The organism is uncultured Anaerotruncus sp., assembly GCF_902490045.1.
In the GTDB taxonomy this organism is placed as follows: domain Bacteria; phylum Bacillota; class Clostridia; order Oscillospirales; family Ruminococcaceae; genus Anaerotruncus.
This window is the reverse complement of sequence record NZ_CABUCJ010000002.1, coordinates 13,986-29,178: the sequence shown is the minus strand read 5'-3', so window position 1 is coordinate 29,178 and position 15,193 is coordinate 13,986. Positions and strand designations below refer to the sequence as shown.

The following is a 15,193-nucleotide window of genomic DNA, read 5'->3' as shown; positions in this document are numbered from 1 at the left end:
CCGCAAAACGCACAACCCCGTAAACCTTCCGCCCAAAGGCGCGGCGGGTTTGCCGCCGGCTTGTCCGCGGCAGGCCCGCCGCCCCCCGAGGGAAGCTCGCACAACCCAAGAACGCTTCGATGAGAGGTCAATCATATGGATACAAAGTTCAAAAGCAATTCGACATTGGGAAATAAGAATCGGTTCTGGAACGGCTTCAAGAAGTTTTCCTTGGATTTGCCGGTTGTGTACATGCTGATCGTGGTCTGCGTTGTGATGGGCTTCCTGAATCGCAATTTTTTCTCGGTGGCGAACATCATCTCCATGCTCACCTCGTATTCCTACTACATCATCGGCGCCATCGGCCTGGTATTCGTGTTCCTTTCCGGCAACTCGGGAATTGACCTGAGCATCGGATATGTGACGGGTTTTTCCGCGGTGGTCTCCACCAAAACCATGTCCCTGCTCTCCGACGCGAACCCGGATATGAACCCCTGGCTCATCATCCTGCTCGGCCTTCTGGTCTCCTGCTCGATCGGCGCGCTGTTCGGCCTTCTGAACGGCATCGCGGTGGCAAAATTCCACATCGCGCCCTTTATCATCACGCTGGCCAGCCAGCTTTTGGCAATGGGCCTCTGCTATGTGTTCACAAACGGCTACACCGTCTCCGGCGGCCCCCGGGAGCTTTCCCGGCTCTCCACCCTCACGGGTATCCACATCGGGAAGACCATCATCCCCATGGCGGCGATCATCCCCATCGTCATCTTCATCCTGATGGCGGTGGTGCTGAGCAAGACCACGTTCGGCAGGCAGGTCATCCTGACCGGCAGCAACCCCAAAAGCGCCGAACACGCGGGCATTTCGGTCTCCCGGATCTATATCATCGTCTACCTGCTCTCCGGCATCTTCGCCGGGATCGCGGCGATGTTCATCCCCATGTGCATCGGCGGCGTAAACCCCGATGTCGGCGCAAACCTGCTGATGCCGATGGTGGCGGCGGTCACGATCGGCGGAATCAGTCAGTCCGGCGGCTACGGCAACATGGTGCAGGCCGGGTTCGGAATCCTGTTCATCATGTGCCTGATGAGCGCCATGACCTTCCTGGGCTTCGGCCTGCCCACCCAGCAGCTCGCCTACGGAATCGTAATCGTGTTTACAATGACGCTCCTCGGCTATATCGAGAGAAAGCGTTTTAGAGTATAAGCGCAAAAAGCTATTAAGAAGGTAAAGGAGTAATCAACAATGAAATTCGGAATCGGCTCGTTCGCATACAGGTGGTCGGTCGGCCGCCCCTACTACCGCCCGGAGAACCCCATGACGGTGGACCAGCTCATCGACCGCTGCGTCGCGTACGGCGTGAAGGCGGTCCTGCTCTGCAACAACATCTCCCTGCACGAGTTCACCGAGGAACAGCTCACCGCCATCCGCGACAGGATCGTGAAGGAGGGCATGACGATCGAGACCGGCTCGCGCGGCACGGATTTCAACTATTTCAAGCGGATGCTCGAGGTCTCCAGGTTCCTCGGCTCCAAGGTGCTGCGCATCGGCTGGGACATGGACCGGGATACCGACGCGGCCGGGCTGGAGCGGCAGGTGCAAAAGGGCATCGAGACGATCGGTGCGCTGATGCCCACGGCGCATGAGTACGGCGTGCATGTCGCGATCGAAAACGGCAAGCTCAATGACATCCAGGAGGTCAAGAAGATCATCGAGGGCGTGAACGATCCCTTCTTCGGCTGCGCGCTCGACACCTGCAACTCCACCTGCTTCACGACCCCGACCGAGACGGCGGTGCGCACCCTCGCCCCCTACGCGAAGACCGTCCACTTCAAGGACTACGTGGTCTCCCTCGACCCGCGCGGCGACGTGATCACCGGCGTCCCCCTCGGACAGGGCTACGTGGATTTCCCGCTCATGCTGGACATCCTGAAGCAGAACGGCTACGACGGGAACATCTTCCTCGAGCTCTACATCAACCGCCGCGACACCCATGCCGAGACCGTCGCCTACGAAGAGGAATGTGTGAAGCAGAGCATGGCCTACGCGCATGACACGCTGGGCTTCTGACCCGGAAACAGGAGCGGAGGTGCGCATATGAAAGAGGCGTATATCGGCGTCGACATCGGCTCCTCCGGCTGCAAGGCCATCGCGGTCGACGGGGAGGGGAAAACGCTCGGCGTCCGGTCGGTGCGGTATGACAACACCCTGGTCTGCACGGGGCTGGGCTGCTACGAGCAGTCCGCCCGGGTGCTGCGCGACGCCGGGCTGGACTGCATCCGCGCGCTCGTGCGGGCGCTCGGGCCGGACTGCCATACGGCGGCCATCGGTCTCACCGGGCAGATGCACGGACTCGTGGCGCTGGATGAGCGTCTGGAGCCGCTCCGTCCCATCCTCAGCTGCGTCGATTTCCGCAACGAAAAGCAGAACGACGAAATCTACGCCAAGGTGGGCGGCAAGGAGGGCCTGCTGCCCTATACCAACAACAAAATGGTCCCCTCCTGCACGGCGGGGAAAATCCTCTGGATGCGGGAGAACGAGCCCGAGCTCTTTTCGAGGACGCGGGTGGTTGTGAATCCCAAGGACTACGTGCGCACCGTGTTGACCGGCGTTCCGGCGACCGACGAATCGGATGCCAGCGGCTTCGGCGTCTACGACGTGAAAAACCACCGCTGGAACCGGGAGCTGCTCAACCTGATCGGCCTGCCCGAGGAGGTGCTTCCGCCGGTCTTCCACGCCGACCAGGCGGTCGGCGCCGTCCTCCCGGAGATCGCCGCAGAGCTGGGTCTGGGTCCGGACACGGTGGTTGTGGCCGGCGCGGGGGACGCGATCATGCAGACGGTGGGTTCCGGCGCCGTGGAGGAGGGCGTGTACAGCGTCGTTCTCGGCTCCGGAGGGCTCATCTCCACCTCGCTGGGCGTCTGCGCCCGCAATGAGGGCGCGCGGCTGCAGGTCTATTCCAGCGCCATCCGGGACCAGTGGGTGGCCTATACCGGCCTTATGAGCGTGGGCACCTCGGTCAACTGGATGCGCGAAAGCCTCTATGCGGCCGAATCCGCGCAGGGCGCGGAAGAGGGGTTCCGGCGGATGGACGAGGAGGCCGCGCGGGTGCGTCCCGGGTGCGACGGGCTGCTCTTCTTCCCCTCGCTGCTCGGCCAGCGCAACCCGGTGGACGATCCCTACGCGAAGGGCGTGACAGTGGGCCTCACCCCGGCGCACACCCGGGGGCACCTCTATCGGGCCCTGCTGGAGGGGCTGGCGTTCGGGATGCGGGAGGTGTACCTCCAGCTCCGCGAGCTGGGCGCGCCGATGAAATGCATCCGGATTTCCGGCGGCGGAGCGGTCAACACCCTCTGGTGCCAGATCTTCGCGGACCTCTTCCAGACCCCGGTTCACCGGGTGCCGGAATATTCCTCCTGCGGCGCGCTGGGCGCGGCCGTGCTGGCCTCCCGCCACGGGGAGGACCCCGCGTCGCTGCCCGGGCGGTTCGCCGCCTTCGGAAGCGACCGCACGTTCGAGCCCGACACATCGAAAAAGGCGGTCTACGACGACCTGTTCGCGATCTACACGCAGATCTATCCCGCGTCGAAGGGAATTTTCCAGGCGCTCAAGCGCTTTGACGAAACCCATTGACCACTCGTTTCGGAGGGAGATACCTATGAAAAAAGTCATCAACCAACCCGCTGATTTTGTGGATGAGACGATGGAGGGCATCGTCGCCGCCTACGGCGACCGGGTGCATTTCCTGGACGGGGACCGCCGGGTGCTGGTCTCCGGATACCCCTCCAAAAAGGGGAAGGTCGGGATTGTGACGGCGGGCCACCTGCCGCTCTTCCTGGGCTATGTGGGCAGCGGCATGGTGGACGCCTGCGCCGTCGGCAACGTCTTCGCCTCGCCCGCCTATACCAAGATGGCGAGCGCCATCCGCGCCGTCGACTCCGGCGCGGGCGTCCTCTGCCTCTACGGCAACTACGGCGGCGACAAGATGAATTTCCAGCAGGCGATCGAGGACTGCGAGTTTGACGACATCCGCTGCCGCAGCGTGCTGGCGTGCGACGACGTGGCCTCCAGCCCGAAGGAGACCGCCGAAAAGCGGCGCGGCGTGGCGGGGATCGTTTACGCCTACAAATGCGCCGGCGCCGCGGCCGACCGGATGTGCAGCCTTGACGAGGTCGCGGCGGTCGCCGAAAAGGCGGTCGCCAACACCCGCACGATGGGCGTGGCGCTCACCCCCTGCATCGTGCCGGAGGCGGGCCGTCCCACCTTTGCGATCGCGGACGACGAGATCGAGATCGGCATGGGAATCCACGGCGAGAAGGGCATCACTGTGGAAAAGATGATGACCGCCGACCGGATTTCCGAAATCCTCATGGAGAAGCTGCTCGCGGACCTGCCGCTGGAGGCGGGGGACGAGGTCTCCGTTCTGGTGAACGGCCTGGGCGGGACGCCCGCGGAGGAGCTGTTCATCGTCTACCGCCGGGTGGCGCGGATCCTGGAGGAGCGGGGCGTCAAAATTTTTATGCCCCATGTGGGCGAGTTCGCGACCTCCATGGAGATGGCGGGGCTTTCCGTCACCCTCTTTAAGCTGGATGGGGAGCTCAAGGAGCTGCTCCGCGCGCCCGCTTCCACCCCCTTTTACACCAATGCCAACAAATGATGGAGGGCGTTATGACGACGAAAGACCTTTGCAGGGCGATCGACGCGATCTCCGCGCGGATCGATGAAAACAGGGACGCCCTGGTGAGCCTGGACCAACAGAACGGCGACGGCGACCTCGGCATCTCGATGAGCGGCGGGTTCCGCGCCGTGTCGGATTTCCTGCACGATTCACAGGAGACGGATTTGGGAAAATGCCTCAACCGGTGCGGCGACCACTTCAACGAGGCGGCGCCCAGCTCGCTGGGGACCATCCTCGCCTTCTTTTTCAAGGGCATGGCGAGGAACCTCCGGGGCATGGAGGCGTGCGACGCCGCGCGGCTCGCCGAAGCGATGCGCGCGGGGCTGGAAAACGTGATGGCCAAGGCCGGCTCCAAGCCGGGGGAAAAGACCATCCTCGACTCCCTGACTCCCGGCGTCGAGGCGCTGGCTGCCCATGCCGGGGAGGGCGCGCGGGCCGCTTTCGCAAAGGCCGCGCAGGCCGCGCGGGCCGGCAGCGAGGGAACCCGGGAGATGAAGGCCGTATGGGGCCGCGCCGCCTATTACGGGGAAAAGAGCCTGGGCGTCCTGGACGGGGGCTCCGTCGTCGGGGCCCTGATTTTTGAAGCGATCAAAGATATGGAATAGGGTGTGATATCGATGTTTGAAGAATTCATGTACCAGCAGGCCGTGCGCCAGACCAAGCAGGATATGCTCAAGGTGGGCACCCGCCTCGCCGAAAAGGGGCTCCTCGTCGGAAAGGGCGGAAACTACAGCGTGCGCATCGGGGAGGACCGGATCCTGCTCACCGCCTCGGGCTTCTGCAAATCCGAAATCAGCGAGGAGCAGATCAGCCTGGTGGATATGGAGGGCAACCTCCTGGAGGGCCTCAAGCCCGCCGCCGATATCCGGATGCATCTGGAGGTCTACCGCTCGATGCCGGAGATCCGCGCGATCGTGCACAGCCACCCGCCCATCATGACGGGCTTCGCCATGTCCAACTACACCTTCGAGGACTTCTGCATGCCCGAGGCGATGCTGGACATCGGCGGGATCGAGGTCACGGATTTTGCGGTGCCCACGACGATCGAGGTTCCCCAGGTGGTGCACAAGTGCATCAAGAAGAACCCGGACGTGCGCGCGCTGATCCTCAAGGGCCACGGCGTGCTCTGCCTCTCCTCGGTGGACGTGATGGACGCCTGCTACAAGCTCGAGTGCCTCGAGGCCGTCGGGCAGGCGATCCTCGTGACTGACGCGCTGGGCGGCGCCTACCAGATGACCCCGCGGGAAATCGAGGGCGTGCGGGCGATCCTGGCAAAGAAATAACGACCGCCGTTTTGGGGGGAACACCATGTATTATATCGGCTTGGATATCGGCACGACCGGCTGCAAGGCCGCCGTATTCGACGAGGCGGGCGCCTGCTTCGGCAGGTGCTACGAGGAATTTGACATCATCTGCCGCGCCCCCGGCTGGGCGGAGCAGAGCCCCGCGGTCATGTGGCGGGCCGTCACGCGCGTCCTGAAGGAATCGGTCGCGCAGGCAAAGGCGGCGGGCATGCGGGCGGAGGAGGTCCGCGCGCTCAGCACCTCGGTGCTGGGGGAGGAGGTCATGCCGGTGGACGGGGACTACCGCCCCCTCCGGGACGCGATCCTCGGCATGGACTACCGCGCCGCCGAGGAGACGGAGATGTTGACCGGGGCGGTCCCGGCGCAGCGGATCTACGACATCACCGGCTTCCCGCCGCACCCGATGGGCTCGCTGCCCACGATCCTGTGGATGCGCCGCCACGAGCCGGAGCTGATCCCCCGGACGTACAAATACGTCACCTTCACCGAGTACGTCATGAAACGCCTCGGCGCGGAGGAGGGGGTGGTCGACCACCCGCAGGCCGGCCGCACCATGGCGTTCGACATCGAGAAAAAATGCTGGTCGGACGAGCTGCTGCGGGCGGCGGGGCTGGACCGGAGCCTCCTCTGTGAAACCGCCGCGCCCGGCGGGGTCGTCGGGCATCTGTCGCGGGAGGCCGCCGCGGAGCTGGGGCTTACCGAGGCGGTGGCGCTGGTGGCGGGCGGGCAGGACCAGACCTGCGCCGCGCTGGGCGCCGGGCTCATCGACGAGAGCATTGCCATGGACTCACACGGCACCATCGAGGGAATCGGCGTGATGTCCAGGAAAAAGATCACCGACGAGCGGGCGCTCGCGGCGAGCATTTCCTGCTACACCTACACCATCCCCGGAAGCTATTTCCTCATGTCCTCCTCCCAGGTGGGCGGGCTCCTGCTCAAATGGTTCAAGAACAATTTTTCCCTCGCCGAGGAGCAGGAGGCGCAGCGGACCGGCCGGAACGTCTACGACGTGATGACCGCGCACGCGCCCGAGGGCCCCAGCAATGTGATGGTGCTGCCGCATTTCATCGGCAGCGGGCCGCCCTGGAACGACCTCGATTCGCGGGGCGCGATCGTGGGGCTCACGATCGACAGCACCCGACACGACGTCGTGAAGGCCATCATGGATTCGCTCACCTACGAGTTCAAGATCAACATGCTCTACTACGAGGATATGGGCTTTCGCTTCCAGGATATCCGGGTGGTGGGCGGCGCGTCCAAGTCGCCGCGGTGGATGCAGCTCAAGGCGGACATCCTGAACCGCCCGGTCTCCACGCTGCGGGAAAAGGATGCCGCCTGCCTCGGCGCGGCGATGCTCGCCATGTGCGGCATGGGGGCGTACTCCTCCTGCGAGCAGGCCGTGCGCGCCTGCGTGAAGGTGGACCGCGTCTACCGGCCGGATCCCGCGTGGACCGGGGCCTATGAAGCCGCCTACCGGAAGTACACGCACCTCTACGATTCATTGAAGGAATTTAACCACATCAAAATTCCAGGAGGCACCGTATGAGTAAATTCAACCGCAACGCAAAGCCCAGGATGGGAATCCTGCCCATCGCAAAGACAAACCAGTACCAGGGGAACATCCGGAACTACATCGAGGTCGCCCGGCGCACCTTCGGCGCGGACCCGGAGATCGAAATCATGATTCCCGACGAGCCGCTCTTCGACATGGACGAGATCATGAAGGCCTGCACCGCGATGGAGAAGGCCAACTGCGACATGTTCCTCTTCGTCATCGGCTCCTGGATGTACACCTCCCTGGTGACCACCGCGGTCAACTCGCTGGGCGGCAAGCCCTGCGTCATGTACGGGCTCTGTGACGAGATCGCCAACGGTTCCCTGGGCGTTTCGGTGCAGCTGCGCTACGTGATGGAGGAGATGAAGCTCCCCTTTGTCTACATGTACGGCAAAATCGACGACGCACAGCGCGCCGCGGACATCAAAAAGGCGCTGCGCGCCGCGTGGACCAAGAACGACATGGCGGGCAGGAACATCGCGCTCATCGGCGGCAAGTGCATGATGATGTACCAGACGCAGGTGAACGAGTTCAACTGGAAAAAGGTGTTCGGCATCGACTTCCCCCAATACGACCACGTCGAGATCTTCAAGGAGCTGGAAAACATTGACGAGGCGGAGGCCGAGCGGCTCGCGCGGCAGTTCATCGACAACTGCGCCGGGGTCAACTGGAAGCTGGAGAACGGCGAAAAGATCAACGAGGACGCCATCCTTTCCCAGATGCGCCTGTATCTCGCCTATAAGCGCTTCCAGGAGCTCTACGACGTGGACATGTTCGCCACCAAGTGCATGCCCGAGCTGGTGAACAAGTGTTACGGCTACAGCTACGGCGCCTGCTTGGCCACCGCCCTGCTCAACGAGGAGGAGTCCACGATCGCGGCCTGCGAGGGGGACGTGCCCGCCGGCGTCTCGATGTACATCCTCAAGAAGCTGGCCCACGCCCCGGTGATGTTCGCGGACATCTCCCGCCTCAACGAGCAAAACGGCGTGATGAACTTCTTCAACTGCGGCTCCGGCCCCGTGTCCATGGCGAACAGCCAGGGCTACCGGCTGTGGCCCATTCCGCCGCTCGTCCCCGACGAGGCGGTCGCCAAGCCCTACCTGAACGGAGATTCGGGCGGCGCGTGCATCGAATTCGAGTTCGAGGGCGACCGCACCGTCACCCTGCTGCGCCTCGGCGGAAACGACGACACCCTGCGCTTCCACGCGGCCGTCGCCAAGACCAGCCTGCGTGTGAACAACGACGAGGAGGACCCCAACAACAGCTTCGCGGGCGGCACCCGCTGGCCGGGCTGCGGCATCAGGCTCGAGGACCCGGACTCCTTCCTGCGCAACGCCACCGGGCACCACTACGCGATCGTCTACGGCGATTTTTCCAAGGAGCTGGAATATATCTGTGGCTTCTACGGCGTCAGGCTGGTCATCGACCGCTGACGCGTCCGCCCCGGCGGGACCCGTCCTCCCGCCGGGGCGGAGGACGTATACGGCCGCGTTTTGAAAGGAGTCGTCCCCATGCAGGACAGGTTCTACTTCGGCACCAACACCAAAATGTTCAAGACCGCGGCGGAGACGGTGGACTACCTGCGCCGCCTCGAGGAGCTCACCTGCGGCATCCCGCGGGAGCGCGCGGAGCGCTTCGTGATCCCCTCCTACACCTCGCTTGGGCCGGCGCGGACCGAGCTGGACCGCGCGGGCTCGGGGATCCTGCTCGGCGCCCAGAACATGGGCTGGGAGGAGCGCGGGCAGTACACCGGAGAAATCTCCCCGCTCATGCTGCGGGAGGCGGGCGCGCGGCTGGTGATGGCCGGGCACTCCGAACGGCGGCACACCTTCCGCGAGACGGACGCGGAGGAGGAAAAGAAGGTCCGCTGCGCGCTGGACCACGGCTTTCGCGTTCTTCTGTGTGTGGGGGAACAGCTGGAGGACCGGCAGTACGGCACCGGCGACGAGGTGCTGCGCATCCAGCTGAAGGTCGGGCTCCATGGGGTCCGACCGGAGGAGGCGGACCGGGTGTGGGTCGCCTACGAGCCGGTCTGGGCCATCGGCCTGAACGGGATTCCGGCGGACGAGGGGTACGCGGGGGAAAAGCACCGCATGCTGCGCGGGACGCTGGAGGAGCTCTTCGGGGAGGCGGGAAGCCGCGTCCCGCTGCTCTACGGCGGAAGCGTCAACCCGGAGAACGCCGTGGCGCTCAGCCGCTGCGAAGAGATCGACGGCCTGTTCATCGGCCGCAGCGCGTGGGACGCGGAGCGGTTCGCGGCCATCATGTGCGCGGTCCTGGAGGCCGCCTGAAAGGAAGAGGAAGGACAGGATGAAAATCGCGATTGGCTGCGACCCGAACGCGGCTGAAATGAAGCAGGAATTGAAGGCCTTTATCACGGGCCTGGGGCACGAGTGCGTGGATTTCGGCGGGGACGACCCCATCTACGCCAACACCGCCGTCCGCCTGGCGAGGGCGGTGGCGGCCGGGGAGTGCGACCGCGGGGTGCTGATCTGCGGGACCGGCATCGGCGTGAGCATCGCCGCCAACAAGGTGAAGGGCGCCTACGCGGCGCTGGTGAACAACGTCTACCAGGCGCAGCGCGCGGAGCTGAGCAACCACGCGAACATCATCACGCTGGGCGCGCAGGTCACCGGCGTGGAGTTGGCGAAATGCCTCGTGGCGGCCTATCTCCGGGAGGAGTTCGACCCGCAGTCCCGGTCCGCGCCCAAGGTGCGGCGCATCTGCGACTACGAAAACGGCGTCGATTGACCCGTCCCGCGCGGCGTGCCGCAAAGGCCCTGTAAGGCGCGGAGCGGTTCCCGGGACGGAAATGTGAGTTTTTTGTTGACCGTATTATAAAAAGAAGTATAATAATGGTAGAATTGCCTGTCGGGTTGAGGCGCGGGCAAAACCGTGCGCCGCGCCTGATCCGCGGGAAAGGGGGACCGGTTGGGAATGCCGCAAGAGATGGATAGTTTCGGCATCTTGAAAACAAAGCTGCAGTTGATCCTTCCCTCGCTTCCCCGAAGTGAAAAGGCCGCAGCCACCTATCTGATCGAAAACCTGCACCGCATCGGGTCGCTGAATCTGAACACGATTTCCGCTGAAATCGACGCGAGCAGCGCCACGATCATCCGCCTGTGCAAGCACATGGGCTACAAGGGCTTTCTGGATTTCCGCAACAGCGTCCGGATGGCCGAGCGGCAGCCGGACAATCCGGACGGCGCCTCCTCGGTGGAGCAGGTCTCCGCGCGGGAGCTGATGCGCTCGGTGATCGACAAGAACAACGAGACGATGCTCAACACCCTCGCGCTGATCTCCGACCAGTATGAGCCGGCGGCGTACGCCCTGCGGAAGGCGAACATCATCATCATGTTCGGCAACGGCGACGCGATCATCCCCTGCCAGCTGATCAGCCTGAAGCTCATGAAGATCGGCAAGGCCTGCGTGGTGCTCAACGACCAGGACATGCAGGTGTTCTGCGCCTCCTCGATGCGTTTCGGCGACGTCGCGCTCGCGGTTTCGCACACCGGCCGGTCAAAGTCGGTCGTGGAGGCCATGCGCATCGCCCGCGAACGCGGCGCCATCACCATCGGCGTCACGGCCGCGGCGAAATCCCCCCTGCTGAAGCACTGCTCCTACGCGCTGCTGACCGGCACGGTCGACGACACCACCGCCGGGGACATCATCTCCCGCCGCATTGCGGAGCAGACGGTTTTGGAGACGCTCTACCTCTGCACCGTCGACAACAACGAACAGGACATCGAGGAAGTGAAAAAGCAGGGTGCGAAGGTCATCGAGCAGATGACGAAGCTGTCGAACGAGGACAGCGAGGCAAAAGTCTGACAGACGCCGCGGGGCGGGTTTCCACCGGAAACCCGCCCCGTTTTTTTCGTCCCGTCCCCGCGCCCGGGGGAAGGAATAATCAGGCAGGGAAGCGGGAACAATCTGGGGGTCGGCCGGGCCGCGCGCGGGGACGGGGCGCGGGAAGCCTTTTCGGCCGCGGGTCCGCGTGCTTGACAATTATCCACCAAAGAAGTATAATTTAGACGGAAAAGTTAGCGAGAGCTAACGATGTGAGAAAAAGCGCGGCCGCTTGTTTTTTCACCATGCACCCGAAATGTGAGAGGAGTCTTCTTATGAAAACCATCGGTTCGATCATCTGCGATATTCACGGGCGGGAGATCATCGACTCGCGCGGAAACCCCACCGTGGAGGCGGTCGTGACGCTGGAGGACGGCAGCGCGGGCGCCGCCGCGGTCCCCAGCGGCGCCTCCACCGGGCAGTTCGAGGCGCTTGAGCTGCGCGACGGGGACGCTTCCCGCTTCGGCGGCAAGGGCGTGCAAAAGGCCGTCGGCAGCATCAACACCGAAATCCGCGCGGCGCTCATCGGCATGGACGCCGCCCGCACCGCCGAAATCGACGCGGCCATGCTGGCGCTCGACGGCACCAGGGAGAAATCCCGCCTCGGCGCGAACGCCGTCCTGGCCGTTTCGCTGGCCTGCGCGCACGCCGCCGCCAACAGCCTCGGGCTGCCGCTCTACCGGTTTTTGGGCGGCGTCGCCGCCGACACGCTTCCTGTCCCGATGATGAACATCCTGAACGGCGGCGCCCACGCGGCCAACAGCATCGACGTGCAGGAGTTCATGATCATGCCGGTCGGCGCGCCGGATTTCCGGGAGGGGCTGCGCTGGTGCACCGAGGTCTTCCACAAGCTCGCCGCCATCCTGAAGGCGGAGGGCCACTCCACCGCGGTGGGAGACGAGGGCGGCTACGCCCCCAACCTCGAGAGCGACGAGGAGGCGATCCGCTACCTGCTCCGCGCGATTGAAGAGGCCGGGTACCGCCCGGGCGGCGACTTCGTCCTCGCCATGGACGCCGCGTCGAGCGAGTGGAAGGACGAAAACGGCTACTTCCTCCCCAAGAGCAAAAAGCGGTTCACCACCGACGAGCTGATCGCCCACTGGAAGTCCCTCGTTGAGAAATATCCCATCCGCTCGATCGAGGACGCGCTCGACGAGGAGGACTGGGAGGGCTGGCGGAAGCTCACCGCCGAACTGGGAGACCGGGTGCAGCTGGTGGGGGACGACTTCTTCGTCACCAACACCGAGCGCCTCCAAAAGGGGATCGACCACCGCTGCGCCAACTCGATCCTCATCAAGCTCAACCAGATCGGCTCCCTCACCGAGACGATCGACGCCATCAAGCTGGCCGGGCGGGCCGGCTACACCGCGATCGTCTCCCACCGCTCGGGCGAGACGGAGGACACCACGATCGCCGACCTCGCGGTCGCGCTGAACGCGGGCCAGATCAAGACGGGCGCGCCCAGCCGTTCCGAACGCGTGGCGAAATACAACCGCCTGCTGCGCATCGAGGAGGAGCTGGGCGCCGCCGCCCGCTACCCCGGCCCCGGCTGCTTCTGAGCGGCAGCGGGTGCGCCCGGCGGGACGGGAAACCGGGCCGGGGCTTTTCCGGAAAAAAACGGCTGGCATGCGTAAGCATGCCAGCCGTTTTGCGCGGCTCCCTCAGAGGATGTCCGCGCTTTTTACTTCCTCAAGGCCCATCGCGAGGGCCCGCTCGTACAGCTCCCGGTTCTTCCGGTTCGTTTCGCCGTAGCCGGCGAGGCAGTTGACCACCCTGCCGCAGGCCTCCATCCGCCGCAGCGCGCGGCCGTAGGCGTCCGCGCCGATCGGTTCGAAGGTCCGCTCCGCGATCACCTCGGACGCGAGGTCGCGGGCGAGCAGGCAGTCGGCATCGTTTTCATGCAGGACGCCTGTGGCAAAGGGGACGCCCTTTTTTTGCAGCGCGCGGTAGACGGGGATGCCCGTTCCGCCGCCCGCGATGATGAAGATTTCCGGCTCGCCCGCCGGGCGGGGCATCTCGAAGCTGCCGAAGAGGGGATTGTAGCTCCCGTTTCCGAGTCCGTACAGCTCGGCGATCAGCTCCCGCCGGAAGATCTCCTGCGGGGGGCCGATGTGCGTGACCGTCTCCCCCCTGACGCACATGACCAGGTCGGAAACCTTCTGCGCGAGGTCGAGCTCGTGGAGCGACATGATCACGGTGATCTGCCGCTCCTTCGCCAGCTTTTGCAGGATGCCGAGGAGCTCGAGCTTGTAGCGCACGTCGAGGAAGGCGGTCGGCTCGTCGAGCACGATGACCCGGGGCTGCTGGCAGATCGCCCGCGCGAGCAGGACCCGCTGCCGCTGCCCGTCGCTGATCTCGGTGAAATCCTGCTCCCGCAGCGCCCAGACGTCCACCAGCTCCATGGCCTCGCGGACCAGGCGGCGGTCCTCCTCCGAGAGGATGCCCAGCATGCCGGTGTAGGGATGCCGCCCCGTCGCGGCGACGTCCCCGCAGGTCATCAGCTCGGTCCGGGGCTTTTCGGTGAGCACGACCGACACCAGGCGGGAGAGGTCGCCGCTGCTCATGCCGCCGACCGCGCGTCGGTCGAGGAAGACGGTTCCGCAGAGGGGCTTCAGGTAGTTTGTGACGCTCTTCAGGACGGTCGATTTGCCCGAGCCGTTCGGCCCGATCAGCGTGAGGATCCGGCCCCGCTCCAGCCGGATTTCGATGTCCCGGATCAGTGGGACGCCGTTGTAGCCCACCGTCAGCCGTTCGGTCCGGAAGAAGGGCTCCGCCATCAGCTTTTCACCTTCTTCCTCAGCATGATCCCGATCACGACGGGCGCGCCGGCCACGGCGGTCACCGAGCTGATGCTCAGCTCCATCGGCGCGAAGAGGGTCCGCGCAGCCAGATCGCACCCCAGGCAGAAGACCGCGCCGCCCAAAAAGCAGACGGGGATGACGAGCAGGGGCTTCGAGGTCTTCAAAAACGACCGCACCAGGTGCGGCACGGCGATCCCCACGAAGGAGACCGGTCCGGCAAAGGCGGTGACGCAGGCGCTCAGCACGCTCGAGAGCAGCACCAGCACGATGCGGAACGCCCGGATGTTCACCCCCATGTTCTGCGCGTAGCTCTCGCCCAGCTGGTAGGCGCCGATCGGCTTGGAGAGCAAGAAGACGGCGGCCGAGGCGGCGAGCACGACGACCGCCATGACCCGCACGTCCTCCCACGAGGCGCCGGAAAAGCTGCCGCGGGACCAGTTGTGGAGGTTGACGATGCTGGCGTCGTCGGCGAAGGCGACGATGAAGTCGGTGACCGCCGAGCAGATGTAGCCGATCATGACCCCGCTGACGATGAGCATCGACGACCGCCGGACCGCCCGCGCCATGAGCAGGACGAACCCCATCGAGAGCATCGCGCCCGCGAAGGCGGCGGCGATCATGGCGGCGGAGCCGACCGAGCGACTGCGGCTGAGCGCCAGCACCATGAGGACGGCGACCGTCAGCTTGGCGCCGGATGAAATCCCCAGCACATAGGGGCCGGCGATCGGGTTGTTGAAGAAGGTCTGCAGCAGGAAGCCGGACAGCGCCAGCGCGCCGCCGAGCAGGACGCCCGCCGCGGCGCGGGGCAGACGCACCTTCCAGATGATGCCGCGCGCCGTCTCGCTCCCCTCCCCCCGGAAGAGGATGCCGAAGATCTCCCGGCCCCCCACGGCCACGCTGCCGACGCCGATATTCAGCAGCGCCAGCGCGGCGAAGAGGAGGACGAAAACCGCGAGCACGACGCAGTACCGCAGCCGCCGCCGGGCCGTTTCCTCTCTCATTTTTATCCTTCCTCCTCCCGGCGCGCGCCGCG

Annotated in this window: 14 protein-coding genes; 12 read left to right on the top strand and 2 right to left on the bottom strand. The window is 64.9% G+C overall.

From position 1 onward, the window contains the following. The first annotated feature begins 231 nt into the window (after positions 1–231). The 12 genes from RDM88_RS00465 to eno all read left to right on the top strand — a co-directional run bounded on the left by RDM88_RS00465 (position 232) and on the right by eno (position 12,918). Positions 232–1,182 carry an ABC transporter permease gene (locus tag RDM88_RS00465; protein WP_308752155.1) on the top strand — a complete coding sequence of 317 codons (951 nt, stop codon included), beginning with the start codon at positions 232–234 and terminating at the stop codon, positions 1,180–1,182. A 39-nt stretch (positions 1,183–1,221) separates the two neighbouring features. After that, positions 1,222–2,046, top strand: a complete 825-nt coding sequence (locus RDM88_RS00460; protein ID WP_308752101.1) for a sugar phosphate isomerase/epimerase family protein — start codon at positions 1,222–1,224, stop codon at positions 2,044–2,046. Positions 2,047–2,073: 27 nt separating this feature from the next. Further along, complete coding sequence (locus tag RDM88_RS00455) at positions 2,074–3,609, top strand: FGGY family carbohydrate kinase (protein ID WP_308752099.1); 1,536 nt, start codon at positions 2,074–2,076, stop codon at positions 3,607–3,609. Between the two features lie 25 nt (positions 3,610–3,634). Next, a complete protein-coding gene (locus tag RDM88_RS00450; protein ID WP_308752097.1) occupies positions 3,635–4,633 on the top strand; it encodes a dihydroxyacetone kinase subunit DhaK in 999 nt (332 codons plus the stop codon). 11 nt (positions 4,634–4,644) lie between these two features. Beyond that, entirely contained in the window at positions 4,645–5,259 is a 615-nt protein-coding gene (locus RDM88_RS00445) for a dihydroxyacetone kinase subunit L (protein ID WP_308752095.1), read from the top strand. A gap of 12 nt (positions 5,260–5,271) precedes the next feature. After that, the gene (locus RDM88_RS00440; protein WP_308752093.1) at positions 5,272–5,937 is read left to right on the top strand and encodes a class II aldolase/adducin family protein; all 666 of its coding nucleotides are present in this window, start codon (positions 5,272–5,274) and stop codon (positions 5,935–5,937) included. 25 nt (positions 5,938–5,962) lie between these two features. Then, positions 5,963–7,504, top strand: coding sequence for an FGGY-family carbohydrate kinase (locus tag RDM88_RS00435; protein ID WP_308752089.1), 1,542 nt, complete (start codon positions 5,963–5,965; stop codon positions 7,502–7,504). Continuing rightward, a complete protein-coding gene (locus tag RDM88_RS00430; RefSeq protein ID WP_308752087.1) occupies positions 7,501–8,946 on the top strand; it encodes a hypothetical protein in 1,446 nt (481 codons plus the stop codon). The genes RDM88_RS00435 and RDM88_RS00430 overlap by 4 nt, the downstream gene beginning before the upstream one ends. Before the next feature lie 78 nt (positions 8,947–9,024). Then, positions 9,025–9,804: a triose-phosphate isomerase gene (locus tag RDM88_RS00425; RefSeq protein ID WP_308752085.1), complete on the top strand. Its 780-nt coding sequence runs from the start codon at positions 9,025–9,027 to the stop codon at positions 9,802–9,804. A 19-nt stretch (positions 9,805–9,823) separates the two neighbouring features. Then, on the top strand, positions 9,824–10,264 hold the full coding sequence (locus tag RDM88_RS00420) for an RpiB/LacA/LacB family sugar-phosphate isomerase (protein WP_308752083.1): 441 nt from the start codon (positions 9,824–9,826) through the stop codon (positions 10,262–10,264). Positions 10,265–10,480: 216 nt separating this feature from the next. After that, the gene (locus tag RDM88_RS00415; RefSeq protein ID WP_308752081.1) at positions 10,481–11,341 is read left to right on the top strand and encodes a MurR/RpiR family transcriptional regulator; all 861 of its coding nucleotides are present in this window, start codon (positions 10,481–10,483) and stop codon (positions 11,339–11,341) included. 293 nt (positions 11,342–11,634) lie between these two features. Next, positions 11,635–12,918, top strand: a complete 1,284-nt coding sequence (gene eno / locus RDM88_RS00410) for a phosphopyruvate hydratase (RefSeq protein WP_308752079.1) — start codon at positions 11,635–11,637, stop codon at positions 12,916–12,918. Positions 12,919–13,020: 102 nt separating this feature from the next. On the opposite strand, the gene RDM88_RS00405 is transcribed toward eno, so the two are convergent. Both RDM88_RS00405 and RDM88_RS00400 read right to left on the bottom strand, forming a co-directional pair. Beyond that, positions 13,021–14,136, bottom strand: a complete 1,116-nt coding sequence (locus RDM88_RS00405; RefSeq protein ID WP_308752076.1) for an ABC transporter ATP-binding protein — start codon at positions 14,134–14,136, stop codon at positions 13,021–13,023. Then, positions 14,136–15,161: a FecCD family ABC transporter permease gene (locus RDM88_RS00400; RefSeq protein ID WP_374045388.1), complete on the bottom strand. Its 1,026-nt coding sequence runs from the start codon at positions 15,159–15,161 to the stop codon at positions 14,136–14,138. The genes RDM88_RS00405 and RDM88_RS00400 overlap by 1 nt, the downstream gene beginning before the upstream one ends. Positions 15,162–15,193: the final 32 nt, after the last annotated feature.